Annotated in this window: 29 protein-coding genes and 1 tRNA gene; 2 read left to right on the top strand and 28 right to left on the bottom strand. The window is 69.2% G+C overall.

The features are described 5' to 3' along the window. Window positions 1-14: 14 nt before the first annotated feature. Complete coding sequence (locus HMPREF0058_RS03115; protein ID WP_006548226.1) at window positions 15-728, bottom strand: FadR/GntR family transcriptional regulator; 714 nt, start codon at window positions 726-728, stop codon at window positions 15-17. 214 nt (window positions 729-942) lie between these two features. Here HMPREF0058_RS03115 and HMPREF0058_RS03110 point away from each other — a divergent pair, with 214 nt between their 5' ends. Continuing rightward, window positions 943-1,476, top strand: coding sequence for a gluconokinase (locus HMPREF0058_RS03110; protein ID WP_006548225.1), 534 nt, complete (start codon window positions 943-945; stop codon window positions 1,474-1,476). A 70-nt stretch (window positions 1,477-1,546) separates the two neighbouring features. Next, a complete protein-coding gene (locus HMPREF0058_RS03105) occupies window positions 1,547-2,953 on the top strand; it encodes a GntP family permease (protein WP_006548224.1) in 1,407 nt (468 codons plus the stop codon). 21 nt (window positions 2,954-2,974) lie between these two features. On the opposite strand, the gene HMPREF0058_RS12640 is transcribed toward HMPREF0058_RS03105, so the two are convergent. The 27 genes from HMPREF0058_RS12640 to HMPREF0058_RS02985 form a co-directional block, all read right to left on the bottom strand. Then, window positions 2,975-3,041, bottom strand: a tRNA-Lys gene (locus tag HMPREF0058_RS12640). 151 nt (window positions 3,042-3,192) lie between these two features. Beyond that, window positions 3,193-3,711, bottom strand: a complete 519-nt coding sequence (locus HMPREF0058_RS11695; protein WP_006548223.1) for a hypothetical protein — start codon at window positions 3,709-3,711, stop codon at window positions 3,193-3,195. Beyond that, entirely contained in the window at window positions 3,708-4,181 is a 474-nt protein-coding gene (locus HMPREF0058_RS03095; protein ID WP_141560458.1) for a hypothetical protein, read from the bottom strand. Before HMPREF0058_RS03095 ends, HMPREF0058_RS11695 begins: the two co-directional genes overlap by 4 nt. Before the next feature lie 5 nt (window positions 4,182-4,186). Beyond that, on the bottom strand, window positions 4,187-5,056 hold the full coding sequence (locus HMPREF0058_RS03090; protein WP_040319505.1) for a peptidoglycan-binding domain-containing protein: 870 nt from the start codon (window positions 5,054-5,056) through the stop codon (window positions 4,187-4,189). After that, a complete protein-coding gene (locus HMPREF0058_RS12635; protein ID WP_006548221.1) occupies window positions 5,053-5,229 on the bottom strand; it encodes a hypothetical protein in 177 nt (58 codons plus the stop codon). Before HMPREF0058_RS12635 ends, HMPREF0058_RS03090 begins: the two co-directional genes overlap by 4 nt. 74 nt (window positions 5,230-5,303) lie before the next feature. Further along, a complete protein-coding gene (locus tag HMPREF0058_RS12975; protein ID WP_006548220.1) occupies window positions 5,304-5,804 on the bottom strand; it encodes a carbohydrate-binding protein in 501 nt (166 codons plus the stop codon). 57 nt (window positions 5,805-5,861) lie between these two features. Further along, complete coding sequence (locus tag HMPREF0058_RS03080; RefSeq protein ID WP_006548219.1) at window positions 5,862-6,455, bottom strand: hypothetical protein; 594 nt, start codon at window positions 6,453-6,455, stop codon at window positions 5,862-5,864. An 11-nt stretch (window positions 6,456-6,466) separates the two neighbouring features. After that, window positions 6,467-7,246: a hypothetical protein gene (locus HMPREF0058_RS03075; protein ID WP_006548218.1), complete on the bottom strand. Its 780-nt coding sequence runs from the start codon at window positions 7,244-7,246 to the stop codon at window positions 6,467-6,469. Next, window positions 7,243-8,355, bottom strand: a complete 1,113-nt coding sequence (locus tag HMPREF0058_RS03070; protein ID WP_040319504.1) for a hypothetical protein — start codon at window positions 8,353-8,355, stop codon at window positions 7,243-7,245. The genes HMPREF0058_RS03075 and HMPREF0058_RS03070 overlap by 4 nt, the downstream gene beginning before the upstream one ends. After that, complete coding sequence (locus HMPREF0058_RS03065) at window positions 8,352-9,158, bottom strand: hypothetical protein (RefSeq protein ID WP_040319503.1); 807 nt, start codon at window positions 9,156-9,158, stop codon at window positions 8,352-8,354. The genes HMPREF0058_RS03070 and HMPREF0058_RS03065 overlap by 4 nt, the downstream gene beginning before the upstream one ends. Further along, window positions 9,158-13,102 carry a tape measure protein gene (locus HMPREF0058_RS11690; RefSeq protein ID WP_050765635.1) on the bottom strand — a complete coding sequence of 1,315 codons (3,945 nt, stop codon included), beginning with the start codon at window positions 13,100-13,102 and terminating at the stop codon, window positions 9,158-9,160. Before HMPREF0058_RS11690 ends, HMPREF0058_RS03065 begins: the two co-directional genes overlap by 1 nt. Window positions 13,103-13,158: 56 nt before the next feature. Next, on the bottom strand, window positions 13,159-13,509 hold the full coding sequence (locus tag HMPREF0058_RS03055) for a hypothetical protein (RefSeq protein WP_006548216.1): 351 nt from the start codon (window positions 13,507-13,509) through the stop codon (window positions 13,159-13,161). A gap of 50 nt (window positions 13,510-13,559) precedes the next feature. Continuing rightward, window positions 13,560-13,907 (bottom strand): hypothetical protein, encoded by a 348-nt coding sequence (locus tag HMPREF0058_RS03050; RefSeq protein ID WP_006548215.1) that lies wholly within the window; start codon window positions 13,905-13,907, stop codon window positions 13,560-13,562. A 20-nt stretch (window positions 13,908-13,927) separates the two neighbouring features. After that, window positions 13,928-14,143: a hypothetical protein gene (locus tag HMPREF0058_RS03045; protein WP_006548214.1), complete on the bottom strand. Its 216-nt coding sequence runs from the start codon at window positions 14,141-14,143 to the stop codon at window positions 13,928-13,930. A 107-nt stretch (window positions 14,144-14,250) separates the two neighbouring features. Further along, window positions 14,251-14,916, bottom strand: coding sequence for a hypothetical protein (locus HMPREF0058_RS11685; protein ID WP_006548213.1), 666 nt, complete (start codon window positions 14,914-14,916; stop codon window positions 14,251-14,253). Between the two features lie 15 nt (window positions 14,917-14,931). Beyond that, window positions 14,932-15,321: a hypothetical protein gene (locus tag HMPREF0058_RS03035; protein WP_006548212.1), complete on the bottom strand. Its 390-nt coding sequence runs from the start codon at window positions 15,319-15,321 to the stop codon at window positions 14,932-14,934. After that, the gene (locus tag HMPREF0058_RS13460; protein WP_369345335.1) at window positions 15,318-15,617 is read right to left on the bottom strand and encodes an HK97 gp10 family phage protein; all 300 of its coding nucleotides are present in this window, start codon (window positions 15,615-15,617) and stop codon (window positions 15,318-15,320) included. The genes HMPREF0058_RS03035 and HMPREF0058_RS13460 overlap by 4 nt, the downstream gene beginning before the upstream one ends. Before the next feature lie 75 nt (window positions 15,618-15,692). Continuing rightward, window positions 15,693-16,046, bottom strand: coding sequence for a hypothetical protein (locus tag HMPREF0058_RS03025; RefSeq protein ID WP_006548210.1), 354 nt, complete (start codon window positions 16,044-16,046; stop codon window positions 15,693-15,695). Continuing rightward, window positions 16,043-16,438: a hypothetical protein gene (locus HMPREF0058_RS11680; RefSeq protein WP_006548209.1), complete on the bottom strand. Its 396-nt coding sequence runs from the start codon at window positions 16,436-16,438 to the stop codon at window positions 16,043-16,045. Before HMPREF0058_RS11680 ends, HMPREF0058_RS03025 begins: the two co-directional genes overlap by 4 nt. 164 nt (window positions 16,439-16,602) lie before the next feature. Beyond that, window positions 16,603-17,574 carry a phage major capsid protein gene (locus HMPREF0058_RS03015; RefSeq protein WP_006548208.1) on the bottom strand — a complete coding sequence of 324 codons (972 nt, stop codon included), beginning with the start codon at window positions 17,572-17,574 and terminating at the stop codon, window positions 16,603-16,605. Window positions 17,575-17,633: 59 nt separating this feature from the next. Further along, window positions 17,634-18,032, bottom strand: a complete 399-nt coding sequence (locus HMPREF0058_RS11675; protein ID WP_006548207.1) for a hypothetical protein — start codon at window positions 18,030-18,032, stop codon at window positions 17,634-17,636. A 521-nt stretch (window positions 18,033-18,553) separates the two neighbouring features. Further along, on the bottom strand, window positions 18,554-19,843 hold the full coding sequence (locus tag HMPREF0058_RS11670) for a VG15 protein (RefSeq protein ID WP_006548206.1): 1,290 nt from the start codon (window positions 19,841-19,843) through the stop codon (window positions 18,554-18,556). Beyond that, entirely contained in the window at window positions 19,843-21,249 is a 1,407-nt protein-coding gene (locus HMPREF0058_RS03000; protein ID WP_006548205.1) for a phage portal protein, read from the bottom strand. Before HMPREF0058_RS03000 ends, HMPREF0058_RS11670 begins: the two co-directional genes overlap by 1 nt. Window positions 21,250-21,264: 15 nt before the next feature. After that, window positions 21,265-22,650 (bottom strand): terminase large subunit domain-containing protein, encoded by a 1,386-nt coding sequence (locus HMPREF0058_RS02995; RefSeq protein WP_141560457.1) that lies wholly within the window; start codon window positions 22,648-22,650, stop codon window positions 21,265-21,267. Further along, window positions 22,625-22,903, bottom strand: coding sequence for a hypothetical protein (locus HMPREF0058_RS12270; RefSeq protein ID WP_006548203.1), 279 nt, complete (start codon window positions 22,901-22,903; stop codon window positions 22,625-22,627). Before HMPREF0058_RS12270 ends, HMPREF0058_RS02995 begins: the two co-directional genes overlap by 26 nt. A 228-nt stretch (window positions 22,904-23,131) precedes the next feature. Beyond that, window positions 23,132-23,473, bottom strand: a complete 342-nt coding sequence (locus HMPREF0058_RS11995; protein ID WP_081449172.1) for an HNH endonuclease — start codon at window positions 23,471-23,473, stop codon at window positions 23,132-23,134. 249 nt (window positions 23,474-23,722) lie between these two features. Beyond that, on the bottom strand, window positions 23,723-24,502 hold the full coding sequence (locus HMPREF0058_RS02985) for a hypothetical protein (RefSeq protein ID WP_006548200.1): 780 nt from the start codon (window positions 24,500-24,502) through the stop codon (window positions 23,723-23,725). Window positions 24,503-24,655 lie beyond the last annotated feature (153 nt).

Raw genomic sequence — 24,655 nt, 5'->3', positions numbered from 1 at the left:
AGCGGCCTGCCGGCTCAGGCCTCCAGGTAACCGCGCAGGCCTCGCTCCAGCAGCACCCGGCGCACCTCGGAGACCAGGGCGCGCATCGCCTCCTCGGCCCCTGCGGCGTCACCGGCGGCGATGCACCGAGCCACGCGGTCATGCAGGTCGAGAGCCTCGGACTTGGGGATGTCGCTGGCCCCGCCCATGCGGGCCCGCGCGGCCAGGACCTCGGCGATGACGCCGGACAGCGCCGCGAAGACGTCATTCTGGCTCGCCTGGAGGATGAGGCAGTGGAAGGCGACGTCGTCCTCCAGGTAGGAGGCGACGCTCCCCTCCTCCCCCACGCTGCGGATCGAGGCGGCCAGCTCTAGCAGACGGGTGCGCTGAGCCTCGGTGGCCCGGCGCGCTGCGGCAGCGGCAGCCACTGGCTCGACGGCGGCGCGCAGCTCGGTCAGCCCACCGATCTTGGGACCCTGCGGGTCCTCTTGGATCTGCCAGCGAATGACCTCGGGGGCCAGCGCGGACCAGTCCTCGCGCTCCAGCACGACGATGCCGACCCTGCGACGCGAGCGGACCAGGTGGAGCGATTCCAGGGTGCGCACGCAGTCACGAGCCAGGGTGCGCGAGACGCCGTACTGCTTCTGGACCTCCTCCAGCGTCAGCGCCTGCCCCGGACGCAGCCGGCCGGAGACGATCTCGCGTCCGAGGGCGTCCAGGACGTCGGTGCGTAAGGCTGGCGTAGGCATAGGTACTCCGAAGGGAGGGGTTGGTCAGCGTATCTGGCGGGTGAGACCGGCAGGCCAGGCGCTGAGGCACGAGGGCGCGGTCCCGACCCAAGGCACCTGATCTTAACGAGACGAAGGCCTCAATCACGTCAGGGACTTCATACCCACCCATTACGTACTATGTAACTGCTACTCTCGTAGCACATACCAAGACAACGACGTCAGGAGGCCCGAGATGAGCACCACCCCCCAGTCCGTCGAGCACCTCGTCCTCATGGGAGTTGCCGGCTGCGGCAAGACCACGGCGGCTGAGAACCTGCACCAGGCGCTGGGATGGCCCATTGCCGAAGCAGACGACTTCCACCCCCAGGCCAATATCGACAAGATGACCGCCGGCACGCCCTTGACGGATGAGGACCGCTGGCCGTGGCTGGAGTCCCTGCGTGACTGGATGAGCTCGCAGGCCGCCTCGGGCACCAAGACGATCGTCACCTGCTCCGCCCTCAAGCGCTCCTACCGCGACCTGCTCAGCACCGCCGAGGGGCGGGTGTTCTTCATCCACCTCGTGGCCCCGCGTGAGGAGCTGGCGGACCGGATGCAGCACCGCGACGGCCACTTCATGCCCACGACCCTCCTGCCCTCTCAGCTGGCCACGCTGGAGCCGCCGGCCTTAGACGAGGACGGCGTGACCGTGGTCTCCCAGCCCACGCCCGAGCAGACCCTGGACGCCATCCTGGCCGCGCTGGAGCACGCCTCCCAGCCTCGCTGAGGCCCCACCCTGCACCTGAACCCACCTTCCAACGCCCCCACCTCTCCCACCCGTCCGGAGGAGAACCACAATGACGTACCCCACCGCTCTGACAGCACTCGCCACCGCCACTGAGGCGATCACGCACTCTGACACCCCCGTGCGCCTGGTCGCCGCCGCACTGGCGGGCATCGCGACGATCATCATCCTCATCGCCTGGAAGAAGCTTCATCCCTTCCTGGCTCTCACGCTCGGCTCAGCCGTGCTCGCCGTCGTAGCCGGGATCCCACTGGCTCAGACCTTCACGCCCTTCATTGACGGACTGGGCTCGACCATTGGTGGAGTCGGTCTGCTGATCGCCTTCGGAGCGATCATCGGGCGGCTGCTCATCGACTCCGGCGGCGCGGACCAGATCGTCGACACGATCCTGGCTCACACCGCGCCGGCACGACTGCCCTGGGCCATGGCGCTGGCAGCCTTCCTCATCGGCATCCCGCTGTTCTTTGAGGTGGGGATCGTCCTGCTTATCCCGGTGGTCATGATCGTGGCGCGTCACTCCCGCCAACCCCTCGTCCTCGTCGGCATCCCAGCCCTGGCCGGGCTCTCGGCCCTCCACGGCCTGGTGCCACCGCACCCCGGTCCGCTGATCGCGATCGACGCCGTCGGCGCCAACCTGGGCCTGACACTCGCCTTCGGCCTGCTCGTCTCGGTGCCGACCGTCATCGTCTCCGGACCGCTGGCCGCCCGGCTCATGGTGCGCTGGGCGCCGATCCCCGCGCCCGAGCCGCTGGGAGCCAGCGAGGAGGAGGCCAGCGCGCGGCGCCCGTCCTTCGCCTGCGCGATCAGCGTCATCCTGCTGCCGGTCATCCTCATGCTGGCGCGCACCGTGGTCGAGACCGCCTTACCGGGAGACGACGGCGCACTGACGACCGTCGCGCTCTTCCTGGGCCAGCCCGTGGTCGCTCTGCTGCTCACGGTGCTAGTGACCATGGCAGCCCTGGGCACGCGCCTGGGCAGCTCACCCCAGGAGGTCTCTGAGCGCGTAGGGGCCTCGCTGGCACCGATCGCCGGCATCCTGCTCATCGTGGGGGCTGGGGGAGGCTTCAAGCAGACCCTGGTGGACTCCGGGATCGCCACCGTCATCGCCTCATGGATCCAGCAGGCGGCAGTTCCCGCCATCATCGCCGGCTGGCTCGTGGCCGTGGCCGTGCGCCTGGCGACCGGCTCAGCGACGGTGGCCACCATCACCGCGGCGGGCATCATGACCCCGCTGGCGGCGTCGATGCCGGCCACCGAGTCCACCCTGCTCGTACTGGCGATCGGAGCCGGGTCAGTCTTCCTCTCCCACGTCAACGACGCCGGATTCTGGCTGGTCAAGGAGTACTTCGGGATGAGCGTGGGCCAGACCTTCAAGACCTGGTCGCTGATGGAGACCATCCTGTCCGTGGTGGCGCTGGCGGTCATCACCGTGCTCGCCCTGATCCTCGGGGTGCTCTAGAAGCTTCCCCGCCCTCGCGACTGGTACCCCCTGTGGGGCTCGAACCCACGACCTTCGGATTAAAAGTCCGTCAGACTCCCTCAAACCCTTCTCCGTCTAACATCAACCTTTCGCTTTATTTTCAACGTTATACGCCATTTCACCAGGAGCCACACACTCTGCAGGTGCAGCAACAGGTGCAGCAACGCCAACACGCATAAAGTGCCCCGCCACCCGTATCGGGTGGCGGGGCACTCGTGTTAGCGGCCGGGGTGCTTGATGGAGTCGATACGGGAGTGGATCACCTGGTGAGCACGGTCCGATGAGGCCGTGTGCGCGCGTAGGTCGTCGCGCAGCCCGTCGATCTGCAGCTCGGCGCGCCGGTCGCGTGACTCTCTGGCCTCTGCCTCGGCGATCCTGGCCATCTCGGCGGCGTCCATGCGCTGGAGCATCGTGGTCTGCCCGGCTGTCAGGTCAGCCACCGCCGCGATCAGCCCGTCGACGTCGTCACGCAGGTGCGTCCCGTGCGAGTTGGTCACCCCGTCCCTGGCGGCGGCTGCCTGTCCGGCGGCCTCGACCGAGGCCTCCGCAGCCCTCCTGGCCTGGTCCGACACCCCGTCGATCTGGGCGGTGATCCGCCGCTGCAGCCACCGCGCCAGCGCCGCCAGCACCCCGGCCAGCGCGACGACCACGGCGGACAGGGCGGCCAGTACCTCAGGGGCAGTCATGACCTGGGTGACCGGTGGTGGGAGCGTGGCCGTGGTGGCGATCAGGGTCACTGGCCCTCCTCGTCAGCGGGGTGGAGAGGCGCCCAGGTCGGATCAGTGACGGTGCCGTCAGGGTCCGGCGCCTGCGGTACGGGCGGGGCGGCGAGGTGGCGGGCCTGGTAGTCGGCTCGCGTCTCGCCTCCGGGGGTGTGGATGCCAATCCAGTCGATGAGCCGGATATCGCCCACGCGGACGGTGGACAGGGCCTGGTAGACGGCCCACGCGATACCCAGGATGCCACTGGCCTGGGTGGCGAGCAGCCGCCAGTCCAGCGGGTAGGAGGACACCAGCCAGATGACCACCGAGGCCACCAGGGCCACAGTGATCAGGAGGGCTGCCCGGCGCTGGGGCGTCCACCACGGGCGGTCGAGCACAGCCTGGACCACCGGCCACACCAGGCCGGTCCAGATGACAGCGGTCATGGGGTCGGCACCGATACCCCGGACAGCCTCCCACAGGCTCATAGCATCTCCGAGAGTCATCGCACTCACCACAGCCTTCCAGCGTTGAGGGCGGTCTGGAGGGCGCGGGCGGTGGTCGCGCCGAGGTAGCCGTCGGCGGTGACGCCCAGGCGGGTCTGCCAGGCCCTGATGGTGGCGGGGCCGATGAGGCCGTCGGCGGTAACGCCCAGGCGGGTCTGGAGGGCGCGGACGACGGCGGAGCCGCTGCCGCTGTGGTCCCAGGTCCAGCCGCCGCCGGCGGCTGGGACGTAGGTGCGGTTGGGTGCCCACTGGCCCCAGACCTCTCCGTCGGCGGGTGTGCCCAGGGCGGTCTGGAGGGCGCGGATGGTGTCCCAGCCGACGACTCCGTCGACCGTGAGGCCGGCGGGCGAGGTGGCGGGGGCGGGTGTGGCGGCGGCTGTGGTCCAGCGGGGGCGGATGACGGCTGCGATGGACCGGGAGCGGCGGCGGCGCCACACGCCGTTGCCCGCCGACTGTGATCCTGCGGTGCCTCGTGAGGTGTTGCCCTCGATGGTCTGCAGGACGCCGCCGCCGAGGTTGCGCTCGACCAGGCCGACGTGGTCGGTGCCCCCGCCGTCCCAGTTGAAGATGACGACGTCACCGGGCTGTGCCTGGGCGACGGACACGAACTGGCAGCCGGCTCGACGTGCCTGGGCGATCGTGGTGTCCGTGTGCGAGGAGTAGCCGCCGATCGCGTCGACCTGTCCGCACTCGTCCAGGCACATGGCCACGAACAGCATGCACCACCAGATGCGTGTGGACGGGCCGAGGAGCCAGGCTCCCCTGCCGCGGTGGTACCAGTACCGGGCGGCCTCGGAGCCGACCTGAGGGTCAGCGGGCGCGTAGTAGCCGATGCGTGAGGCGGCTCGCTGGAGTACCTGCTGCTGGACACTCATGCTCCCACCTCCTCACCGGTGTCAACGTGCGCGTCCTGGGGTACGTCCACGCCCTCGTCCTCGTGCGGGTCCGTGCCCGGACGCGTCAGCTCGCCCTCGGGCACCTGGGACTCCTCCCAGGCGGCCGCGAGCGCCGCCAGGGAGGCGTCTGCGCTGGTAGTCGTGTCGGTCATGGTGTCCTCCTGATGGTGGTCGGGTATGACGAGGCCCCCGCCGGGTGGCGGGGGCCGGGGTCGGTGGGCGGGTGTCAGGCCAGGGCCCACAGGGCGGGCACGGCGGGCGGCTCCCACCCTGCCTGTGAGGTGTGGGGCTGGACGCACCTGTAGGTGGCCCCCGCGTGGGTGACCAGGTCGTCGGCTGCGTAGGTGGTGCCAGGCGCCCAGGCGGCGGCCGCGGGCAGCGTGGAGGCGTCGGCGTGGCGCCACCCCATGGGGTAGCTGTCAGGTCCCGCGGCGTGGGGCGACAGCCACGCGCCGGAGCTGTTGACCCACTCCACGCCCTGGACGACGACGTGCTCGCCGGGGCCGACGACCGCCGCCGGGTCCATGTCGGAGGCGTCCGGGACGGTGTCCGGCACGGCCACGGCCGCCTCGTACTCGGCGGCCGCCTGCTCGGCCCTCTGGCGCGCCGAGGCCAGGACCTCACGGCGGGCCGCCTCAGCCAGCACCAGCGCCCAGGCCTCCTCCCACTGCTCGCTGCTCATGGAGCGCAGCCCCTCGACAGAGATCGCGGTCATAGTCATGGTCATGTCATCCTCTCGTCCTGGTGTCGGTGTGTAGGTGCCGGCACGACCCGGCAGGGGTGGTCAGGCGATCCAGGAGGCCGTGCCGTAGCACCAGCCGTCCAGCCACCTGAAGGCGGTGGTGGGCTGCACGCAGATCGACCGGCCCTGGAGGCGGTAGACCAGGGGCATGACGAAGGCTCCGGAGTGGATGAAGCCCAGGGAGACCCAGTCCACGGTGGGTGCCTGCACCGTCTGGGGCACGTGGGCGATCGGGAAGCCCTCCCCCAGGCGGACGTCGAAGCTGCGCGGCCAGCGGACCGTGATCGGGGCCAGGTGGAGCATCCCCGCCGTGTGCACCCGCCCCGAGGACGGGTCGAACTGCCACTGCGTCTCCGGCGTCAGGACGTCGGAGGAGTAGATGTCCGCGGCCCGCACCGGCCCCCAGGCCGTACCGTCCCAGGCCTGGAGCACCCCGGCCACCCGCACGTACACGGGCCTGTCCGCCGAGGCCCGCACCCCCGCGGCAGCCAGGGACGAGACGTAGGAGGTCGCCTGGGACATCGACGAGCAGGTCCTGATGTCCCCGATCGACAGGGACAGGTCGAGCAGCGCCTGGCGCGAGGCCAGGTCCGTGGCGGTCGGGACGGTGTGCCCGCGGGCGTCGGTCAGCGGCATAGCAGTCTCCTCTAGAGCTTGGAGGTGTAGGTGATGGTCAGGCTCATGGACGAGCCCTGCCCCGACACGGCCCCGTAGCCGGAGCCCGTCAGAGCCAGCCCCGCCCCGCCCGCGAGCGCGGGGGCCAGGGTGGTGACGTCCACGTCCAGGGGGGTGAGGCCGGTGAGGGTGGCGGTGACGGCCTGTCCTGTGGCGGCCGGGCCGGTCTCGGTCCAGGTGGCTGCCTGGATGCGGGCGGTCCAGGTACGGTCCACGGCCGGGGTGAGTCGTAGGACGACGTGGTCGAGCCGGTCTGCGCCCAGGGCCTGGACGTGGCGTCCGTAGGTGGCTAGCGACCGTAGGGTCGCGCTCCCGCTGGCTCCCTGGTAGAGGTCCGTGGTGGCGCCGCCGGATGTGGTCTCCCAGGTCCCCCACCCGGACTGGCCGGAGGTGGTGGCTGTGTAGGTGCCGGCCCACTGGGCGGGGACCGTGACGACCTGGGTGGTGGGTACCGGTCCGCGGGCTGGGGGCGGGTCGGGCAGCGGGCCCGAGGGTTCGGGTGCGGGGCCCAGGACGTGGACGGGGCGGCCGGTGGCTGCGTCGAGCAGCACGTAGCAGGTGCGTACCGAGGTCCAGGAGGTCACGGTCGCGGGCAGGGTGATGGGGGCCGAGCCGAGCAGGCTCACCGTCACGGCGCGTCCGCCGGCGGACACGGACACCACCTGTGCCACGGCTGTCAGGGAGCGGTCCGAGCCGGTGCGTGGGGCGTCGTCCAGGGCTGTCGTGCCCAGCAGCGGCAGCAGGCGGGTCACTGGTCCACCTCCACGTCCGTGCGAGCCGTCTCAGACCATCCCAGCGGGACCTCCACGGCCGCCACCGTGCCGGTGCGGCGGACCAGGGGCGTGCCGGCGGCGGCCTGGGTGACCAGCTCGACGGTCTCGTCCAGGCTGATGGTGGGGTCGGGCACGTGGGTGACCGGTACCGTCACCTGGCGGCGCACGGCCGTGGCCAGCAGCGAGGCCGCTGTCTTCTCGGCGATCGCCTGGGAGGTGATCAGCGGTGAGCTGAAGAATCGTGTCACCGTCCCGTAGGGGCCGTCCACGGACAGGGGGCCGGTGGCCTGGTCCGCGACCGCCTGGAACGCCGGAGCGCCGGCGTCGTCCTGGTCCTGGCCGCGGGCGACCACGCGGGTGTAGACGCCCTCGCGCGTGGCCGAGGAGGGGGCGCCGATGACGGTGCCGCCCTCCCCGTCGGTCAGGACCCGCACCCTGCCTCCAGGGTCGGGCGGCAGGACGTAGAGGATGCCGTCGGCGCCCTCGCGCAGCCGGGCGGGCCAGGCGTCGGCGATCTCGTAGACCGCGTCGATCCTCGACTCGCCCCACGACATCGACGGGCACCGCCGGTCAGTCAGGGCCGGGTCGATGATCACGCCCATGCGAGTACCCACCAGGCGACGCATCTCCGTGGCCAGGGTGCCTCCCACGCGGGGCGCGGTGGGGGTGGTCAGGCGGTCCTCCTCCAGCCGCTGCAGCAGCGATCGTCCCGACACCCTCACCGTCTGGTCGTCCGCCTCCCACTCGGTCACCAGGAACCGTCCCAGCGGGACAGTCCACGCCTGTCCGGTGACGAGTGACCCGACAGTGACGGACACGTGCAGCACCTGACCGGCGCAGGACAGCGGACTGGTCAGGTCCACCGGCCGCCAGTCACGCACGTCCGCGTCCTCGGTAGCCGAGGCCACCCTGGGTACTGTCAGCGACAGCGACCCCTGCACCTGCTGGGAGGAGCTCCAGGACACCGAGCCGGACTCCACCGGCACCTGCCCCAGCCACGTCGTCCCCAGCCAGGAGTCCACACGAGGCGCCCACGAGTGCGCCCCCGACAGCACACCAGCCGGCACCTGCACAGGCGTGAGAGTCACCTGCCCACCTCCTGCCACACGGTCCGGTCAAAGACGTCCCACGTCACGCGGCGGGCCGCGAGCGTGCCCCAGGTCAGCCGCACCCGGTCGAAGTCGTCCCACGTGCTGGTGGCCAGCACCACCTCCGGCTCAGGCACCGCCACCAGCGCCCCCTTGAGCGACCACGACCTCTCCGCCACATCCACCCGCGCCGACCGCGAGTGCGACACGTCCGTGAGCACCATGACCGTCACCGGCTCCACGTCACACGCCCCCACCCGGCACTGAAAGCAGCGCAGCGGGTTGTGGTACAGCGCCACCACCGCCGGCCGAGCCGCGAGCGCGGTCATGGCGTGGGTGTGGGTGCCGGTGGTGCGTGCGGTGAGGGTGGTGGTTCCTGCTCCCATGGTGGGGGCGAAGACGGGGACTGGTGTGTGGCGTCCTGGGATGTCGTGGGTGGTCACGCGCATGTCCAGGGTGTGGGGGTCGTTGCCCTGCCACAGGAGGTCGATGTGGGTGGTGGAGGTGATGTCGGTTAGGAGGGTGTGGCCGGTCCAGGGGCGGGTGACGGTGTTGGACTCGGTCACGAGGCCTGTGGGGGTGGTGAGTCGGTAGGTGACGGGTTGGTTGATGGGGGCGAGCGGGTCTCCGAGGACGACCTGTGTGCCCTCGGAGACCCGGTGTCCGCCGCGTACGTCCCAGGTCCACCCGGTGGGGGTGGTGCCGGTGACGGTGTAGGTCATCCCCTTGGGGACGGTGCCGGTGGGGATGGTGACCTGGATGAGTGGTGCCTGGCCGGACAGGGGTGCGGCTGTGAGTGGCATCAGCGTCTCCTCCCGGTGACGGTGCGGCGTGTGGTCAGCAGCCTGGTGGTGGTGGCTTCCAGGTGTGCGTCCAGGGCGGTGCCGTCGTCGAGGACGAGCCTGAGGTCGACGCCGTCGAGGCTGGCCAGGGTGTTGTCTGTGCCGCGGGTGGCGAGGGTGGAGATGTCAGCCCACTGGCGTGCGGTGAGGACCGCCTCACGCTGGCCGGTCTGGTTGACGGCGGTGGTCAGGCCTGGGTGTAGCCAGCCGCCGGCGTCGTACTTTCGTGAGCCTCGGTAGCGTCCGGCTGAGGGTCCTCCCCACACGCCGATCTCCCGGGCTGCGCCTCCTGGGTGGGGCTCCTCCAGCATGCGGCCGCCGCCTGCGTAGATGGCGGTGTGGTAGGCGGGCGTGCCCCAGAACAGCAGGTCGCCGGGGACAGCCTGGGCCCAGGACACTGGAGTGGAGGCTGCCTGGTATCCGGCGGCTGTCAGGCGTGGCCAGCCCAGGCCGAGCTGCTGGGCCGCCCAGTAGACCAGGCCCGAGCAGTCCAGGCCCGGAGGGATGGAGGAGCCTCCCCACACGTAGGGCACTCCCAGGGCGCGGCGGGCCGCACCTACCAGTCCTGCTCCCCCGCCGATCCCGGACTCATCCACCTTCGTCTTGAAGATCGACTTGATGCCCTCGAAGAGCTGGGCCGGGAAGGCTGCGGCGATCTGCCCCCACGCGGTGGATGTCAGGGAGGACAGAAGGCTCCGGGCGGGGCTGATGACCAGGTCGGTAATCGCGCTGAGCGGGTCGGAGACGATGTCCGCCACAGCAGACGCGGTGTCCTCGACCCATGACCAGGCGGCGGAGGCCGAACCCTTGACGCGGTCCCAGATGCCTCCCTCGGCGAAGGCGACCTGACCGCGGCGGGCTCCGCCGTCACCGACCGTGGACAGGCCGCGACCGCGGGAGGCGTTGACTGCGTCCAGCCACGTGCGCCCGCCCAGGGCTCGCAGGGCGTCGGGGCGGATGATCCCCTCCCCGCCGGACAGGCGCAGCGCTCCCCCGCCGTCAGGCGAGTAGAAGGTGTAGACGTCCTTGCCGGGGGTGTATCCCGGTGTCATGGTCCGGAACTGGCCGCCGGTGGCGTATCCGGGGATCTTGGAGACGTCCGGCATGCGGATGGACAGCCCGACCTTCTCGGCGATCGTGTCGAAGGTCTTCTTGATGCCGTCGGTGTAGACGGTGCCGATGACGAAGTTGATCGGCTTGGCTGCAGCCGCCTTGATGGAGTCCCAGGCGGTGGACACGGCCGTCTTCATGTTCTCGAAGCCGGTCTTGACGTTGTCGATGACGTTGGAGATCGCCGGCCACAGGGTGTCTGTGAACCAGTCCTTGACCGCGCCGACCGCGGTCTTGACAGCGTTCCAGGCCGTGGCCACAGCATCCTTCATGGCGGTGAACCCTGCCGACAGCCAGTCGATGACCGCGGAGATGGCCGGCCATACCCACGTCTGGAACCAGTCCACCACGACCTGGACCGCCGCCATGATCCCGTTCCACACGGCCATGACGGCGTCCTTGAGAAGGTTGAAGTAGGCGACGTACAGGTCAATCACGAAGGAGATGGCCGGCCACACCCACGTCTGGAACCAGTCCACCACGACCTGGACCGCCGCCATGATCCCGTTCCACACGGCCTTGACAGCGACCATGAGTCCCAGGAACGGGGCGGTGAGCATCGCCCCGACCAGCTCGATGACGGGAAGCACCCAGGTCTGGAACCAGTCCACCACGACCTGGACCGCCGCCATGATCCCGTCCCACACAGCCGTGACTGTGTCCTTGACGGCGGTGAACCCGCTCTTGACGCCCTCCCAGACGGCGGACAGGATCGGCACAAGGGTGGTCTGGAACCAGTCCACGACCGCCGCGACAGCGTCCTGGATGGCTTGCCAGGCCGCGGCCACGATCGCCCGCCCGGTGTCTGTCTGGGTGGCGAACCACACCACTCCCGCCACCACCGCGGCTATCGCCGTGATGATCAGGCCCAGAGGGTTGAGGTTCATCACCACGTTGAAGGCAGCCTGGGCGGCCTTCGCGACGTTGGTGGCCTTGGTAAAGGCAGACAGGCCCTTCACCCACTGGATCAGCCCGCCCGCGGCCATGACGGCGTTGTGTGCCCTGTGAGCCGTGACCAGGGCGGTCAGGCCACCGGCCGCCACCCCGAGCGCCACCCCTAGCGGCGCCAGCACGTCACGGTTGCGTGAGACCCAGGAGAACAGGTCCTCCAGACCCTGGACAACCTGCATGATGATGCCGGGCACGCGCGAGACCGCGTCACCGGCGAGAGACGCCAGCTCCGAGGCCATCGGCCCGACGGCCTCCCACACGGCCTGCGCCTTGGGAGCCAGGTCCTCCAGGGCGTCGCGTACCGTCAGGCCCGCGTCACGCAAGTCGAACAGGAAGTCGACGACGCCGCTGTCCTCCTCCAGGCCGAAGATCGGCCCGGAGAAGTCCCCGTTGGCGAGGATGTCCCACACGCCCTGCAGGCCTGGAATGAGGGTGTCCTGGACCCAGGCGAACGCTGTCCCGGCAGCGTCGGACATCGCCGACAGGGCGCCGGTCAGGGACGGCTTGACGTCCTCGACGATGTCCTTGACCCCGGAGACCATGGTGGCCTGGAAGTTTCCCCAGGCTCCCTCCATGGTGGAGGTCGACGTCGCAGCCTCGCGGGCCACGTCCGTCATGCCCAGGGACAGGATCGCCTCGTTGAACTCCTCGGCGGTGATCTGCCCGTCGGCCATGGCGTCACGGAAGTTGCCCGTGTACGCCCCTGCCTCGGCCAGCGCCTGCTGGATCTTGCCGCTGGCGCCCGGGATAGCGTCCGCCAACTGGTTGAAGTTCTCGGTGGTGAGCTTGCCCTGGCCCGCGGTCTGGGTCAGGACCATACCCACCGACCTGAACGTGTCGGCGTTGCCACCGGCCACCGCGTTCAGGTTCCCGGCAGCCTCAGCCAGACGGTCATAGCCCGCCACCCCGTTAGACGCCAGCTGCGATGTGATGGACTGGATGTCAGCCAGCTCGTAGACGGTCTCGTCGGCGTACTTCTTCGTCGACGCCGTCAGCGCCTCGATCGTGGAGGTGTCCACGTCCGCGAACCGCAGTGTCGACTTGAACTTGTCGGTCGCGTCCGAGGCGTCCATGGCCTCCGACGCCAGGCCACCGATACCGATCGCCGCCCCCAGGGCAGCAAGCGGACCCATCGCCTGACGCACCAGGCCCCGGAAGCCCCCCAGCGCCGTGCCGGACCGACGGACCGACCCGTCAGCAGAGTCGGCGGCACGGTCCATCTTCTCGATGCCCTCAGCCGCCTCACGGGCAGCACGCCCAGCCTGGCGCGCCTCACTACCCTGCTTGCCCTCAGAGGCCGCGAGCGCGTCGTTGGCGGCGTCGGCTGCGCGGGTCTTGAGCTCGACCTCGCCCAGGGCCTTGGAGTGGGCTGCGGCGGCGGTGTCGGCGGCCTTGAACGCGGTCTCGGCGTCCTTGGTGGCGGTAGCCAGGGCGGCTTCGGCTCGGGCGACGTCGTCAGCGTTGCCGGATGCTCGTGCGGTGGTCAGGGCCTTCTCAGCGGCCTGGACCTTGTTGGCGGCGTCGGCTTCCTTGGTGCGTGCGTCGGTGAGGGCCTGGGTGGCCTTGGCGGCGGTCTGCTGGGCTGTGGCAAGGGCCTGTCCGGCGTTGGTGGCCTCGGTGCGTAGGCGGGCTGTGGACTTGCCCAGAGGGTCTGTCAGGGCGTTGGCGACGTCCTTGCCTGCGGTGGTGGCGGACTTGGTGAAGGCGTCGGAGCAGGCTTTGCCGGCCTCGCTGCCTGCCTGTGCTGCTGAGGTGCGGGTCTCGTTGGAGACTGTCTTGTAGAAGCCTTTGAGGGAGGGGACGACGTCGACGAAGACGGTGCCGGCCTGGAACGCTCCTGCCACGGGGTACCACCAGCCTTTCGTGTGTGCGGGTGGCGCCCCGTGACAGGGGGCGGTGGTTATCGGTCCCGGGCCCAGGGGGTCATGACGGCGATGACGTCCCAGGCCTTTTCGATGGCGAGGTCCTCGCGGGCCTGGTCGACGGCGGTGACTGGCTCGGGCCAGGTCTGCTTGCCTCCCAGGGCGTGGACGAGGAGGTTGTAGATCGCGTGGAGGGCGATCGCCTCGGGGGTCTGGTCACGCAGTGTGGTGGGTGTGTCGTCCTGGTCGGTGTGGTTGATGGCCTGGGCGATGTCTCGGGCCCGCTCGGGGTCGTTGAGCATGGCTGAGACCATGCGGGAGGTGGGGCCGAGGCCATCGACCAGGTCGGCCAGGAACCGCCAGCGGCGCTGGGCGAACAGGGCGGGCACGTCCCATCCCTGCTCGCCCAGGTCGGCGGTGATCTCGGACTGGTAGCGGGTCAGTCGGTCGAGGAGGGCGCGCCTTTTCCCAGGTCGCCCAGGCCGGCCTCGTAGTGCCTGTTGGCCTGTCGCAGCAGCAGCACGGACTGTCGTCCGGTCAGTCCCTGGTCGACCAGGAGCTGGTAGTCCTCGGCCGACAGCCAGCGCTTGAAGACCTCCATGGGCCACGACAGTGACTGCATGTCGGTCAGGAAGCGCTCGGTCTCCTCGGCGGGCATGTCCATGGGGTCGGGGAAGGTAATGACCTTGGAGCCGATGCCGAAGGTGAAAGGGCCGGGGGCCGCGGCGCCGTCCAGGTCGTTGAGCGCGGCGAGCGTCAGGTCGGGGGTGGTGGGGTTGGTGGTCATGGTGGTCTCCCTGATAGTGGTCAGTTCTCGGTCTTGGCGGTCTTGACCGGCTTACGCTCAGGCTTAGCCGGGGCGGCAGCGCCCTCAGATGCAGTCGGCTTGCTGTCCTGCGCCTGGGTGGTTTCCTCCCATCCGGTAGCCAGCAGGGTGCGTGCCTCGCCGGCCTGGTCGGTGGATCGCGTCAGGGTGACCTCCTGGCCGTCGGAGTCAGTGACGGTCTTGGTGAACTCACGCATGGGTTCCCTCTCTGTGTGTGTCGTGGTGGAGCGGTCCCCGTGGCGTGGTGGATGCCGTGTCCCCGGCCGGGAGACCAGGCAGCCGGGGACACGACGTCGGTAGAGGCTCAGGCGCTCTTGGTGAAGCCGATAGCGTCCAGGTGGGTCAGAGCGCCAGTGCCGCCGATGTAGTGGCGGCAGGGCGTGCCCAGGGCGGTGTCGGTGAAGACGTCGAGCTCCAGGTCGAACTTGACCGGGTCGGAGGAGGACCAGACCTCCTCGGGCACGGAGGCGAGCTTGACGCGCGGGAAGCCCCTGCCCAGCAGCCACTCGTTGTCGGCCGGGCCGTCAGCCATGACGGCCACCAGGCGGAACTCGCTGAACTGGGGCATGGGGGCCTCGTCGAAGACGATCTCGCCGGACGCGGCGGCAGTCGTGGACGACAGGTCCACGCCGTAGACGAGCTCCTGGAGGTTCTTGCGCAGCGTCTCCAGCACGCCGAACTTGATCGTCTTGGGGGCCTTGACCACGTCGGTGCGCACCGGCTCGACGTATCCCAGGGCCTCGACCTCCTCCTTGGACACGTCCGCGGAGAAGGTCACCCCGTCAGTGGTCATCATGCCCACCGGCAGGTACTCGGCCGGCAGCTCGCTGACCTGCCCGTTGGTGTCAGTGATCTTGTCCGGCAGCTTTGCGCTGGCGGGGGCCATGAAGATGATGACGTTCAGACCCTTGCGGACGTTGGTCCCGTGGTTGTGCTTGGCCTTGAGCGCCTCGATTGTTGTTCCAGCCATGATGTTTCCTCTCAGTCAGTAGATGGGTCGGTGGGTGACATCGAGGACCATGGAGGCCACCTCGATGAGGCCTACGTAGGGGCGGGTGACCGGCTCGGCAGACACAGCCACCTCGTCGATCAGCCCCACAGGCGTGGGGCCGCAGGTGCCCACCAAGGCGTCCCGTATCCGGGACGCCACGAGCAGGGCGGACGGTGAGCCCGGCCCGGTGGGGGTGGTGTGGTAGACGTCCACCCCCACCTGGTCCAGGCGGTCGACCTCGTCAGCCGTCCCGGACAGGTGGTGGACGTGCACCACCGGCATCGGGCCGGAGGTGAACGCCGCGTCCAGGACACGGGCCGTCTCCAGCCCCGTGGAGCCATCGATCGCGGCTCGCACCAGGGAGACAGGGTCAGCGAAGGTCATCGGCTCCTCCTGCTCCTGGCGCGGCCAGCCGCCCTGGCACGCTTGCTGCCAGCCAGACGTCCGAGCGTGTGAGCACCCGCCACCGGGGCACCGCCCGGCCCGGCGTGCCCGAACTCGACTGCGGCCGCGTACGGGGAGTCGTTGACCACCCGCCCAGCGGCTCTCTCAGTGGCCCCGTCGCGCGTACGGACACGGGCCGTGGCCGATTCCGTGCGGTAGGAGCCACCCAGAGCCCCGGACCGGCTAGGGGCCGTCCGGGACGCCTCCTGGGCGACCTCCTGAGCCGCTGCCAGCATCGCCGCCCTCATCCCTGACGAGACCAGCAGAGCCTGGGCCCCACGCTTGTCGATCTCGAACCTCGCAGGCACGACTCACCTCCTGGTCAACGTGGCCACCACACCCATCGGCCACACCGCCGGCGTCGCCTCCACCTGCCAGGAACCCGCGAGCGCGTGTCCGGGTGGGATGGTGACGGTGTCGAGGTGGTGGATGGGCGTGTCGGGTGGGGCGTAGAGGGTGGCGGTGTCGGCTGGCGCCTGGGAGGTGGCCGGGTCGGTCAACCCTGGCGTGGTGGCGGTGGCGGGTGCGATCAGGCACCCGTCCACGGTCCGTGTCTCGTCGCCTGGGGTGAGGTAGCCGTCGGCGTCCCGGTGGACGGGGCCGGTGACGGTGACGGCGGTCTTCCAGCCTCCCGGTAGGTGGCTGAGCGGTCCGTCTACGCTCATGGGTACCTCTCTGAGGTCAGAGGGACGCTGACCACGCCGGTGCGCCAGGGGCGCAGCATGATCTGGTCCTGTCGGGTGAGCCACACTCCCCCGCCCTGGGAGTCTGTGGAGTACCCGTGGGCGAGGGAGAAGGGGCCGGTGGTGGCTGTGAGGCTTGCCAGGCCTGCTGGGACGTCGCCTGCGCGTGAGAGTGCGCGGGCGATCATCTGGGCGACGACGTAGGAGACGACGTCGGACGCCTCGTCGGGCGGATCCTGGCCCAGGTGCCCGCGGATGAGTGCGTGGGCGCCTGTAGCCAGGTGGGTGGCCTGCTCGATCTCGTCGTCAGTCAGACAGCGTCGCAGCGCGGCCGCGACCGCGTCGTGCAGTGGGCTTTGGTCCATCTGCTCCATCACTGGTCTCCTTGTTCTCCTCAGGCTCCTTGAGGTCCTGTGGGGCCGGTGCCTGAGGCTGCCACTGGTCGGAGTCGGCCAGGGTCTGGTGGAGAGGGTGGCCCTGGGGGTAGGTCAGGGTCGCCCCGGTCGTCCTGTGGGTGAAGGTCGTCATGGTCCTGCCCTCAGGCTGCGGTTGCCGGGGTGACGGCGCCGACTGGGTACTTGGTGACGGCCTCGGCGTTCTTCTGGGCGACGATGTTCTTCAGGACGTAGGCGTAGCGGGCCTTGAACCGCAGGGCGACCATGTCCTTCTCGGCGAGGTTGACGCCGCCGACCGTGGCCTGGTCGAGGAACTTGACGGTGATGTCCTGGCGGACGCCGATGCGCACCGCGGTGGAGTCAGCGACCAGGGCGACGGCCTTAGAGGCGTCGAACACGGGCTTGTCGCCCTTGACGGTGCCTCGTGACCAGCGGGCGTTGAGTCCTGCGACCTGGTCCATGGCCCCGGGGGCCGAGGACAGGGACGGCAGGTAGATCGGGGACCCGTCGGTGGCACGCAGGTTGGCCAGCTGCATGCGCAGGGACCGGCGGGCGATGAGCGTGTCCGGCTCGAACTCGCCGTCACCGATGACCATGCCGGCGTTCTGGAGGATGGCGCCCACCAGGTCGGACTTCAGGTCGGTGGTGGACACCTGGGTGAGGTTGCCGCCGGTGGTGGCGGCAGTGAACAGGTCAGGGTCGGTCCAGGTAGCCGGCTTACCGACGCCGAAGAAGACGGCGGCGTCCAGGGCGTAGCCCATGGCCTGGCCTCCGAGCTTGGTGATCTCGCCCAGCACGTCCTCGGTGGCGTCGTCGATGACGTTCTCGTGGACCGGGATGATGACCGCGACCTCCTCAGCCACCAGGACCTTGTTCTGCCAGGTCGCCTTGGAGGTGGGCTTGGTACCGGCGCCCTCCTGGGAGGACTCGGTGACCCAGTCAGCGTGCGGGATGGTGGCCAGGACAGGCAGACGCTCGGTCTTGGTGCCCATGGACACGGTCGGGAACGCCTGGAGTGCGACCGAGGAGTCCACGGCAGCACCCAGGAAGTCGGTGGAGTAGGCATCCTGGATGAGGCCTGCGACCTCGGAGCGAGTGATATCGGGTGTAGCCATGACAGGTTCCTTTCAACGAGATTGGTCTTGGCACAGTCGGCGGGATAGGTGGCAGGGAGTTACTCGTGGCCGCGCATGGCCCGCAGGGCCGCAGCAGCAGCAGCCTTGGGAGACAGAGGCTCCTTGCTTGAGGCAGCCCCTGACTTCAGCGAGGTGTCGTGAAGCGGAGGACGCTTAGGCTTAGGCGCGGTCTGGTCACGCCACTGCCGCAGCAGGCTCGCGGAGGCCTCCAGCTCCTCACGGGTCGTGCCCGTCAGCGCCTCAACCGGCACCCCCGTCGCAGCAGCCACCTGCGAGGCCGCGAGCGCACGCTGGGAGTCGGCCAGGTCCTTCTCCAGCTGTGCTGCCCGGTCGATGGCGTGCTGGTAGTCGTCGGGGAGGTGGGAGGCGACGTAGGCGTCGGCTGCCTCCTGGGTGGTGATGGGCTCGAACTCGGTGGGAGTGTCTGCATCGGGCATATGAGCTCCTTTGATTGATCGTGTGTACTCGTCGCCTCTGACGAGCGCGGCGGGCCTGGCTGTACCATTGGGATTGACGGGGTTCCCCCGCGTTAGCCTTGAAATAACAGGCCGAGCCTCATAGTCACCGTGGGTGGCACAGTGGACAGGAATGCGCGGGCATTGGGGCCCCGTTTTCTCTTCAGCAGCTGATGCCTGAGCCTGGTGGTGAGGCGCGGCGGGAGGGTAGAATCGTGTTGGAGAACGGGTTTCATCCCTGGGCCAGCCTTGTGATAACAGGCCGTCGTTCCTTAGTGAGCGACCAGAACGTCCGGGAACGGTGGCCCGTTCTTCGTGCTGTCAGGCGAGGGTGATCTGCTCGAACCTCGCGCCGTCGTCGTACATGAGGGGTCTCCTAGGGCGGTGGAGGGTGTGCTGGTACACTTGCTCGTGAAGCAGGGATTCCCCCCGGGCCCGCCTTGAAATAACAGGCCGTCGCTCTCCGTGAGCGGCCAGAACGTCCGGAAGTGGGCCCTGCTTCGTTATTCGCTGAGGCGGATTTCCTCGAATGCGGCGCCGTCGTCGTGCATCACATAGAGCGCGCGGATGCGCCCACGGCCACTGTTGACGTTGTATCGCCCGAGCTGGTGACGTAGCTTGTCCGGTAGACGGCGGGTGCCGAGGTCGATGATGAAGACGTCTTTGGTCACGCCCTGCTTGGCGGCGTTTACGGCCGCCGTGCGGATGCGCTTGGAGATGGTCGAGTACTTGTCTGTCGTACTCTTGAGCTCGCAGGCCTGGCCGCCGTTAGTCGTCCAAGTGAAGTCGTTGGTCGGGCGGTACTCGGGGCTGCGGCGGATCCACTTGACCCGTTCTCCACGAGCCTCAAAGCGCTCGATGAAGTCGAGCTCGTGAGACTCCAGGACCTCCCGGTCGAGGCCGTCACGAGCGTCAAGGTCGCTCATGTCAGAGGAGAGGGCCTGCTGTCGTCGCCAGCGCTCCTCCTCATCCTCCTTATGGCGGCTGCTGCGCCTACTCTGGGGTGGTAGCGGCTCTTCTGTCCTGGTGGCGCGGGAGGGCTCTGGCTCAGCGCCCTTGGGGGTGCCCCCGTCATCCAGGGCGTCCAGGTAGTCCTTGAGCTGTTGACGCTCTTGCTTGGTGATCTTGGCTTTGGAGGCGATGTACTGGTGGACGCTGACCGGCCGGCCGCCCCAGGCTGGCACTGCCTGGCACCGGCAGTTGTCGTGAGCAGCAAAGCGCACGGACCTGGCGTCGTAGACCTCGCCCCTCCCTGCGAGCATCTTGCAGAACTTGCAGGCCCCTGGGCTGGCGATGCGCCTCCACCCCTTGGCCGAGGGGTCCGCGGCCGCCGAGCGGATGACCGTCTGGCGGTCGGCGTCAAGCACCCGCTTCTCCATGGCCGCCTTGACGGCCTTGAGAGCCTGCGCGGATGCGGCCTCCGGTGAGATCCCCTTAGCGACGCGGGCCTTGATGCCGGCAGGCCCGAGTGCGTCCAGAGCCTGCTCGGTGTCATGGATGACCTTGGCTGCCTGCAGGCCAGGCTTGAGGATCTCCATGCCCTGACCGGTGAAGATCTGGGCCCAGTCCTGGCAGAACTCGGCCGCGATGTCCGCAGCCTGCCCCTGGTGGCTGGTCAGCGTCTCGACGGCGTGCCGCAGCCAGTCCTTGCGGGTGGCGTCGAGGTTGTCCAGGTCCAGCAGCTGCCAGTGGACGTCCATCTGCCTGTTGAGCTCGGCGAGGAGCTCATCCAGAGCCTCCTTGTGCCCTTTGAGGACCAGATCCTGTGTCAGCCGCTTGGGCCTGCGATACATCAGCCCTCCACATCGGAGTCAGCCACGCCCGCCAGTACGTCAGGATCCGCGAGCGCTGTCAGGGCCTGGGGTACTGGGTCGATGTCGAGGCGGTCGCGGATGGCTTTGACCTGCTGCTGTGTCATGGAGGGGACCATGGGCATGAGCAGGTCGATGGGGACGCCGGAGGCTGCGAGCTTGGTGACGCCGTCGACGACGGTGGCGAAGGACCTGGCTTCGGTGTCTCGCCAGATGACCTCGGCTCCGTGGGGTACGGCTTCGGTTCCGGACTCGGTCTCGACTGCGAGGTGGAGGGCGAGTTCCCAGGACTCTCCGAAGGCGCGTCGTTTGGCTTCGATCTTGCGTTGCTGTGAGGCCTCTGCGGCCCATAGGGCCTCTGCGGAGAGGTTGGCCATCTCGCCTGCGATCTGGGTGGGTGAGATCTGGGCGACCTGGGCGATGTGCTGGACGATCTCGCGCAGGACGGTGTTGTAGGGCTCCAGGGAGGCCGCTGGGAGGGCGCTGGTCTTGACGTCGGTGTCGTCGAAGGCCCACACGCGTGAGGCGGAGGCTTTGAGTACCTCTGCGGCTCCTGCGCTCCATCCGGAGATGACCTTCTGGGGGAAGGCTCCGAAGCGGGAGACGATGTGGCGGTCGAAGTTGACCTCGTTGAGGGCCCGCTGGGAGGAGATGAGGGGCTCGACCTCTCCCAGGGGGCCGGAGTCGGTGTCTCCGCCGTTGACGAAGCGGACCACCGGGCACACCGGGTTCCCGTCGTAGACCGCGCGGTGGGCGAAGGCTGTCTCGTAGTCGATGGCGGCGGCTGCGGCGATGCGTGACAGGGAGGCTGTCTTGGTGCTGGCCAGGTCGTGGGCGGTGCCGAGGTCGAGTGGGTAGACGTTCTCCTCGTCGACCAGGGCGCCGCGCAGGCGCTTGGTTCGTCCGACAGTCTGGGTCCACACCTCCATGGCCACCACCGGGAAGGGGCTGACGTCGTCGTGCTCGTACAGGGCGACCAGCTGGCGCGGGGACCGGGGCATCCACTCGATGGTGCCGTCCTCCTCCAGAGGACGCTGGACGAGATAGGACAGGCCGTAGGTCAGGGCGGGACGGTGGACCTCGTTCTGGCGGGCGTCCATGCGGGCCCTCTGCCACAGGTCCCAGCCGGTGGCGTCGGCGGTGGCGTCAGCGCTGCGGTACCCCACCACTCCGAGGTTCTGGGCGAAGGTGTCAACCACCATGGAGATGACGTTGCGCTTGGACACCTCAGCCAGGTGCTTGATGTCCTCCTCCGAGCCCTTCGGAACCTGGGGCGTGCCCGCCTCACCGGTCAGCCAGCGGCGCAGGGCCTCGAACTGTCGCAGCTCCTCGCGGCGGACGGTCAGCATCTGGGTGATCTGCTCTCGGATCTGGGTGTCATCCAGCACCAGCGCTCACCTGCCTCACACGAAGGTCGCGCCGCCTGAGCGGCGCTTGGAGATTCGGTCGGACATGGCCCCGTGCAGAGCCAGGGTGCACGCCACCAGGGGCGTGATGTCAGCAGCAGCGTTCTTGCGGTGCCAGGCCCAGGCGTCCCCCAGAGACCGCTTGCGGGCGACCGCGAGCGCGGAGTTGAGCACCGGGGTGTCCAGGTGGCGCACCTTGTCCTCCATGACGGCGTCGTAGAAGGCTCCACAGGAGGCTGCCATCTGGGCGGCGTCGGTGGTGGTGACCTTGATGCCCTTCTGCTGGAGTGGCTCGATGAGGGAGGCGGCCGGTCCACGTCTGTCGATGACGACGGTTCGGATGCGTTGACGGGCCCAGATGCCGGCCACGCGCTGGAGGATCCAGCCGACGTTGTTGCGGTTGTCGATGACCTCGATGTGCCAGCGTCCGTCCTTGCGCTGTCCTGCCACGGCCACGGACCCGGAGGTGCGGTCGGGCTGGACGTCGACTGCCAGGGCTAGGCGGTCATTGACCTGGGAGGCCATGTCGGCGCAGCGCAGCCAGGTAGCCTGGTCGATCACAGCGCTGGTGGATACCTCGTCCCACATGCCTAGACGCTCTCGTGCGAAGCCCTCCTCGCTGATGTCCTCGCGCTCGTCGGCCACGGTCTTGGCCGACAGGCGGATCTGGTAGGCCGGGTTGGCCTGGGCGATTGTCGTCTCGTCGTCCAGGTCAGCGTCGGGGGCAGCGGACCACTCGTGCCAGCAGGTGCTCGCCGTGGTTCCTGACAGGGCTCCGGAGCGGAAGCGGGTGAAGACCTCGCCGTCGTTCTTCGGGCTGGGCGGGGTGCCGGTGTAGATGATCTGGGGGTTGGCCTGGGGGCCTGCGGCGTTGGTCGACCGCAGTGCCTCCAGCGCCTCGTCGGTGAGGTCCTGGGCCTCGTCCAGGACGATGATGTCCACGGTGAAGCCACGGGCGGAGTTCTTGGAGCGGGCCACGAACTCGATCTGCCCGCCGCCTGTCAGGACGATGGCCTCCTGCCCGTTAGTCCGCCTGATCTCCTTGACCATGGCAGCCAGGTCGGGGTACTTGCGCGGGTTGTCGAAGTAGCCCAGGAGACGCAGGAACGCCTTGCGGGCGGTCTTGACCTCGTGGGCCGTGTGCAGGAACGCCTCATGCAGCATGGTCATCCCGTAGACCTCGCGAGCCTCCAGGATCGCGTTCTTGCCGTTCTGGCGGGGCACCGACAGGCCGGCGCGCGAGTGCGCCCACAGACCGTCCGGTCCGGTGGCCAGCCAGTCGTCCAGGACCATGGCCTGCCAGTCGTCGAGCACCAGGCCGTACGCCTGCAGGAGATCGTCAGCGTCCGGCCCCTCATCACGACTGGCGGAATCGTCTGCCACCCGTAGACGAGGAGTCTGAACGCCTAGCACGGTCGCGACGTCGGGCTGCGAGCTCATCAACCTTGCTCACCGCCCCACCCGACCTTGCCCCGCTAGAGGACTCCAGCGCCTCGATCTCACGGCACACCGCCGCCAGCTGCCGCGACAGCGTGGCCACGCCGGACGGATTCGTCCCCGGCGGCAGCAGGTCGAGCTCCTCAGCCAGTCGACGACGCTGGGTCTTGAGCATCCGCAGGCGACTGCCGGACTTCACAGCCGAGGCGAACGCCTTGGACCCATCCCCCATCGCCTACCCCCGATCCAGGAGCGCCCCTGAGAGCCAGCGAGCGCCAAAGCGCCAGGGAAACGTTGATATGCCGCCGAAAAAACGGGGCGGTGGGAAATCGTCCGGGGGGATGAGATTTAGAGGCCGGGGGGATATTGGTGGCATTGCCGGGCCTACCACCGGGCTCTGGCAGGGGTCATCCCCCACCCCTGACGGTCACCAGACCCGCGAGGTCCGCGGCTCTATCAGCCGGTCACGGGAACCGATCCCACGGCGGGCGTTGCACGAGCGGTGAGCCGGGCGGAGGTTGTCCACCGCGTCACTGCCGCCTAGGGCGTGAGGCACCACGTGGTCGGCTGTGTCCGCGCCCGGCCTGCCACAGATCCAGCACACGTCCGAGACCGACAGGACAGCCTCCCTGTTGCGACGGTAGCGGCGGCTCCCGGTACGAGACACGCTCACCACCACCCCGCATACGAGACAGCCCCGGAACACTGTCCAGGGCCGGTTGGGTACAGGTGTACCGCTGGTACGACTGTTGCAATTCGCGCCAGCCATGTCAAGCACCCGCCTCACGACGCGCCCGTCTGCCCCGCCGCCAGCCCGCTCCAGCGGCGTCTCGTACGAGCGGGAGCACGTCTGTCAGGCAGACCATCGCACCCCGACGTGATGGGGCGAACGGGTAGCGAACCCTGACCTTGCCCGCGTGCACCCAACCTCGCAGAGTCGCTGCGCAGGTCAGAGCCGACACCTGCTCCAGCGCCTCGGCGTAGGTACACCACTCGTCCCCGTACTCGTCGACGACGATCACGCGCCCTCCACAGCCTCGGCCTCGGCACGGGCGAGGACCAGCGCGCGCTGCCTCGTCACCGCCCACTCGGACTCCGACAGCACCAGGCCGCACACCCGGCACCTGGCTGTCTCGTCCGCCCCAGCCGCAGGTGGCGGGGATACCAGTAGGGAGGGGCACCCGCAGCCCGGGCACGCCACCTCAGCGCGGCGTTCAACCTGCTCCATCGGGAAGGAGCGCAGCGCCCGGCTGGTGGCGGTGGCCAGGTCCTCCAGCATCGCGTCGGCCCACGGCTGGCTGGCGCACCACGGCAGGTGCGGATCCAGCCAGGCCACCAGCTCGCGCGTGGCACCCGGCCTGGCTGGCCCGATCGGCTCCCGGTCCCCATCGCTATCCATCGCAGTCCATCGCGTCCCAGCCTCGGGCAGCCCCAGACCACGCTCGATGGCGACCTCCACACACCACGACACCAGCAGCGCATGCAGATCATCGAGCACACCCACGGCTGCCGGGTAGAGGCTGGACTCCCCCGGTCGCCCGTGGGCGGCGCCGGTGTGGCCCATGGGTGAGGACAGGGACGGCTGCCCCATGACGGTCAGGTGGTCGGCCAGGGATGGCATGGTGCGCACCAGGGACTGGAGCCTGCCCCAGCAGCGGCCGCACAGGCGCCCGTACTCCGCCGGCCTGGGCAGGCAGCCTGCGCACTCCACCGCCCGTCCGTGGCGGTCGGTCGTGGTGCCGTCGCAGTCGGTCAGGTGCTCGCCACGCAGGGTGCAGCCACTCGCGCACATGGTCATCGGCTCATCTCCTCCCCGTAGTCACACATCCGGCAAGGCAGCCGGTCACCATGCTCAGGACAGACCTGTCCTGGCCTGGGCTTCTTCTTGGCCCTGCGACGGCGTCGGTGCCCCTTCCGAGGCCCTGCCGTGCCGTGCCCTGCCCTGCCTTGC

This window comes from Actinomyces urogenitalis DSM 15434 (assembly GCF_000159035.1).
GTDB classification, from domain to species: Bacteria; Actinomycetota; Actinomycetes; order Actinomycetales; family Actinomycetaceae; genus Actinomyces; species Actinomyces urogenitalis.
The sequence above is the reverse complement of the archived record's forward strand: the minus strand, read 5'-3'. Positions and strand labels throughout refer to the sequence as shown.

What these genes read in the sequence shown, in the direction of transcription:
- HMPREF0058_RS03095 (WP_141560458.1), bottom strand. Translation starts at nt 4,181, where the DNA reads ATGACTCTCGGAGATGCTATGAGCCTGTGGGAGGCTGTCCGGGGTATC.
- HMPREF0058_RS12975 (WP_006548220.1), bottom strand. Translation starts at nt 5,804, where the DNA reads ATGACCATGACTATGACCGCGATCTCTGTCGAGGGGCTGCGCTCCATG.
- HMPREF0058_RS03090 (WP_040319505.1), bottom strand. Translation starts at nt 5,056, where the DNA reads ATGAGTGTCCAGCAGCAGGTACTCCAGCGAGCCGCCTCACGCATCGGC.
- HMPREF0058_RS03050 (WP_006548215.1), bottom strand. Translation starts at nt 13,907, where the DNA reads ATGACCACCAACCCCACCACCCCCGACCTGACGCTCGCCGCGCTCAAC.
- HMPREF0058_RS03035 (WP_006548212.1), bottom strand. Translation starts at nt 15,321, where the DNA reads ATGACCTTCGCTGACCCTGTCTCCCTGGTGCGAGCCGCGATCGATGGC.
- HMPREF0058_RS03115 (WP_006548226.1), bottom strand. Translation starts at nt 728, where the DNA reads ATGCCTACGCCAGCCTTACGCACCGACGTCCTGGACGCCCTCGGACGC.
- HMPREF0058_RS11995 (WP_081449172.1), bottom strand. Translation starts at nt 23,473, where the DNA reads ATGGCTGGCGCGAATTGCAACAGTCGTACCAGCGGTACACCTGTACCC.
- HMPREF0058_RS12635 (WP_006548221.1), bottom strand. Translation starts at nt 5,229, where the DNA reads ATGACCGACACGACTACCAGCGCAGACGCCTCCCTGGCGGCGCTCGCG.
- HMPREF0058_RS03025 (WP_006548210.1), bottom strand. Translation starts at nt 16,046, where the DNA reads ATGAGCGTAGACGGACCGCTCAGCCACCTACCGGGAGGCTGGAAGACC.
- HMPREF0058_RS03105 (WP_006548224.1), top strand. Translation starts at nt 1,547, where the DNA reads ATGACGTACCCCACCGCTCTGACAGCACTCGCCACCGCCACTGAGGCG.
- HMPREF0058_RS03015 (WP_006548208.1), bottom strand. Translation starts at nt 17,574, where the DNA reads ATGGCTACACCCGATATCACTCGCTCCGAGGTCGCAGGCCTCATCCAG.
- HMPREF0058_RS02985 (WP_006548200.1), bottom strand. Translation starts at nt 24,502, where the DNA reads ATGACCATGTGCGCGAGTGGCTGCACCCTGCGTGGCGAGCACCTGACC.
- HMPREF0058_RS03110 (WP_006548225.1), top strand. Translation starts at nt 943, where the DNA reads ATGAGCACCACCCCCCAGTCCGTCGAGCACCTCGTCCTCATGGGAGTT.
- HMPREF0058_RS11670 (WP_006548206.1), bottom strand. Translation starts at nt 19,843, where the DNA reads ATGTATCGCAGGCCCAAGCGGCTGACACAGGATCTGGTCCTCAAAGGG.
- HMPREF0058_RS13460 (WP_369345335.1), bottom strand. Translation starts at nt 15,617, where the DNA reads ATGCTGGCAGCGGCTCAGGAGGTCGCCCAGGAGGCGTCCCGGACGGCC.
- HMPREF0058_RS03065 (WP_040319503.1), bottom strand. Translation starts at nt 9,158, where the DNA reads ATGCCACTCACAGCCGCACCCCTGTCCGGCCAGGCACCACTCATCCAG.
- HMPREF0058_RS03045 (WP_006548214.1), bottom strand. Translation starts at nt 14,143, where the DNA reads ATGCGTGAGTTCACCAAGACCGTCACTGACTCCGACGGCCAGGAGGTC.
- HMPREF0058_RS11680 (WP_006548209.1), bottom strand. Translation starts at nt 16,438, where the DNA reads ATGGAGCAGATGGACCAAAGCCCACTGCACGACGCGGTCGCGGCCGCG.
- HMPREF0058_RS11685 (WP_006548213.1), bottom strand. Translation starts at nt 14,916, where the DNA reads ATGGCTGGAACAACAATCGAGGCGCTCAAGGCCAAGCACAACCACGGG.
- HMPREF0058_RS03080 (WP_006548219.1), bottom strand. Translation starts at nt 6,455, where the DNA reads ATGCCGCTGACCGACGCCCGCGGGCACACCGTCCCGACCGCCACGGAC.
- HMPREF0058_RS11675 (WP_006548207.1), bottom strand. Translation starts at nt 18,032, where the DNA reads ATGCCCGATGCAGACACTCCCACCGAGTTCGAGCCCATCACCACCCAG.